At 54.3% G+C, this 2627-nt stretch carries 3 protein-coding genes; 1 reads left to right on the top strand and 2 read right to left on the bottom strand.

What is annotated here, in order from left to right:
- A partial coding sequence (locus tag ACWVCN_RS10515) for a 4a-hydroxytetrahydrobiopterin dehydratase (RefSeq protein WP_455245624.1) occupies positions 1-230 on the bottom strand: 230 nt, incomplete at its 3' end.
- Between the two features lie 74 nt (positions 231-304).
- Positions 305-1300 (bottom strand): hypothetical protein, encoded by a 996-nt coding sequence (locus ACWVCN_RS10510; RefSeq protein ID WP_455245623.1) that lies wholly within the window; start codon positions 1298-1300, stop codon positions 305-307.
- A gap of 813 nt (positions 1301-2113) precedes the next feature.
- Here ACWVCN_RS10510 and ACWVCN_RS10505 point away from each other — a divergent pair.
- Positions 2114-2602, top strand: coding sequence for a macro domain-containing protein (locus ACWVCN_RS10505; protein ID WP_455245622.1), 489 nt, complete (start codon positions 2114-2116; stop codon positions 2600-2602).
- The last annotated feature ends 25 nt before the right edge of the window (positions 2603-2627 follow it).

The raw sequence follows: 2627 nt of genomic DNA, 5'->3' as shown, positions 1-2627 counted from the left end.
GCGAGGTAGAGGTCTGGGTGATGACCTTCTGCTTCCGCCACTGCGCTTACCTTGTTTACATAGGCCAGTGCCTGCGCGAAGTCTTTGAACGTGTACAGCCGTTCAAGATGTCCAGCGGCATTCAACGACCACCCGCGGCCTAGTTCCTCGAGCAACACCCGTACTCGGTCGTTTGGAAGTGGCGGCACCCCGCCTCGGCAGGGTACGCACTTATTATCAGCGAGTCCCATGACGACCTCCTTTCATGAAACGGGAATGATATTCTAAAGGGCTCTGAAGCGGAGAAACAAGGCAGGGGTATCAACTAGTCGGTTTCGTCCTGAGAACCGCCAGATTTGGCCAAATCGTCTATTTTGATCTTGTCGGGATTGAACTTCACCGCCGCCTTGGCCATACGTTCCAGTGCATCATCAAAGGAGAGGGGAGAGGCATCTTTCGGTCTGAACCGTACCGGATTGACCCGCGCAACGACGAAGCTCTTCAAGTAGGGGCTCGTCAGTCCCTTGGCCTTTAGTGCATCAACCTGCTTCACAATGGTATCGTCGAGCGTGAGGACAACTCGCGCCCTTTCTCGCCTGACATCGATCGCCGATCGCATCGGCTTCTTGAGGAACTCATCTACCCGCTTGAGCACAGGATGGTAGGCGCCACCGCTGAAGCGAGGCCGCTCTTCATAACAAAGCCCTAACGTAATCAGCGCTGGCTCTTCGAATTCAAATGCATAGGTCTCCTCAGTAGCGTCATCCAATTGTGATAGTTCTTTGTACATGCGAATGACTTCGAGCGCCTTCTCTCGCAGGTTGTGAGCCTTCTCCGTATTCAAAGCGAGGATCTGGTAGGCTGCAGTTGTTTCTGGAACCACGATTGACATGATGCTCTTGGCACCCAACGTCCGCATCGCGGACAGACGATGATTTCCGTTCGGTGTCCAGTACTTGGCCACATGGTCCGGTGTGGCAAGTCGCACAGTAATTATCGGATCAAGAAACCGGCCGATCTTGCCGATAGCGCTTTCCAACTTTCTTACGTGAGTATCGGAAAGATTTCGTTGGTAGGGAGTCGGCTCTACGAGTTCGATCGGTAAGGCCGCCATCAAGAGCCATCGGCCGCCGTAGGGCTCCCGATAGACTGCCAGTACCTTGCCGCCATCTTCTTCGATCACTCGATGCAGTTCCGCCACTTCGCCTGGCGGTGCGGCGCTCTGCAAGTCGGTTGCAGCAAGCCCGCTCGATTGGCCAACCGGTTTTCGTCTTCTCCGTCCGGTCACTGGTGCACGGGTCTTCTTTGATTTCGGATTCACCGTACCCGCTATGGTATGCGAGACGCTGAAGAAAAAAAAGATGCGCCTTCCCACAGTCGTCGCACATCACGAAATATGCTCACGCTCCCGTGATGTCACTGCCTCCAAATTACTCCTGTGGGGGATCGGCGGATTGTTCGCCGTTGGTGGATCCTTGGTCCATTACGAACACGATTTCCGCAATCGTTACACAACACGGGCGGCCTTGCACTTCGGTAGGAGGCCGCCCGTGGTTGGCGCTTAGGACGCCTGTTGTTATGCTTTTTTTATGGTTGTAGCGGCCCGTGAGACCCGCGCGAAGCCAGGTAGAGGAGGTTTCCCATCGGGGGAGACGTCGTCAATCCCAGGCGCTTGTGTTCCTCGTTCTAGCGTTTGATTCTCCGTGAAGATCAGGCTGACATCCAGTTATTATCTGATGCCATGACGGCACAGCCAACGGAGAAACAGCTATCACGACCGACGAGAAACCCGCCCTCGCATCGGCGGGCCTGACGGACCAGGTGGAGTCGCGTCGTCCATCACAACCCTCCTTTCATTATCAATTCAGCGAGAGACCTGGATAACAGCCGCGCGGTCTGTCCGATCTCTCGAATTCAGACCAGTGATAAACGGGCCGCCGTTCCCCTCCTACGCCTATTAGGAATATCTGTCAAGAGGCACCCGTTCTCCTTTCGCACTTTTTCGTGGGGGATGGAGCGTTTCTGGAGATCACAGGAAATTCTTTGAGCCTCACGGTAAATCCTTGTATGGCCCTCCGTAGTTAAAATGATCTAAAATATCAGCCATTAACTTTCAACAAGGAGACTCTGCATCATGATTCAAGAAGTGACTGGAGACATGCTGTTGTCAAAAGCCCAGGCTATTGCCCATGGGATTGCCCCTCACGACGATTTCAAGCAAGGACTGGCATTATCTCTGCGTGAGCAATGGCCCGGAATGTACAAGGATTTTCGCCACTATTGTCAAACGTACAATCCAAAGCCCGGCACGCTTTGGAGCTGGAAAGGGCCCGGCTCTCCGGTCATCATCAACCTCTTCACGCAAGAACCGGCGGATGATCACCGAGGCAGGCCGGGAAAGGCCACGGTTCCAAATCTCAACCACGCCCTTCAAGCCCTAAAGAAAGAAATCAAGTCCCAACAGGTGGGCAGCCTGGCACTTCCCAGAATCGCGACAGGCGTTGGCGGGCTATCATGGGACGAGGTCAAGCCCCTGATCGAGCAGACATTGGGAGACATGGGCATCCCAATCTATGTGTACTCGACATTCAAGAAAGGTGTGGCAGCAGCCGAACGTACCTAGAAAAGGGAACGTCCGCACCATGGGT

The sequence above is a fragment of the Petrachloros mirabilis genome, assembly GCF_975968855.1.
This window is presented reverse-complemented; position numbering and strand designations above follow the sequence as displayed.

Excerpts from the sequence above, each read along its gene's own strand:
- ACWVCN_RS10505 (WP_455245622.1), top strand. The coding sequence starts at position 2,114 with ATGATTCAAGAAGTGACTGGAGACATGCTGTTGTCAAAAGCCCAGGCT.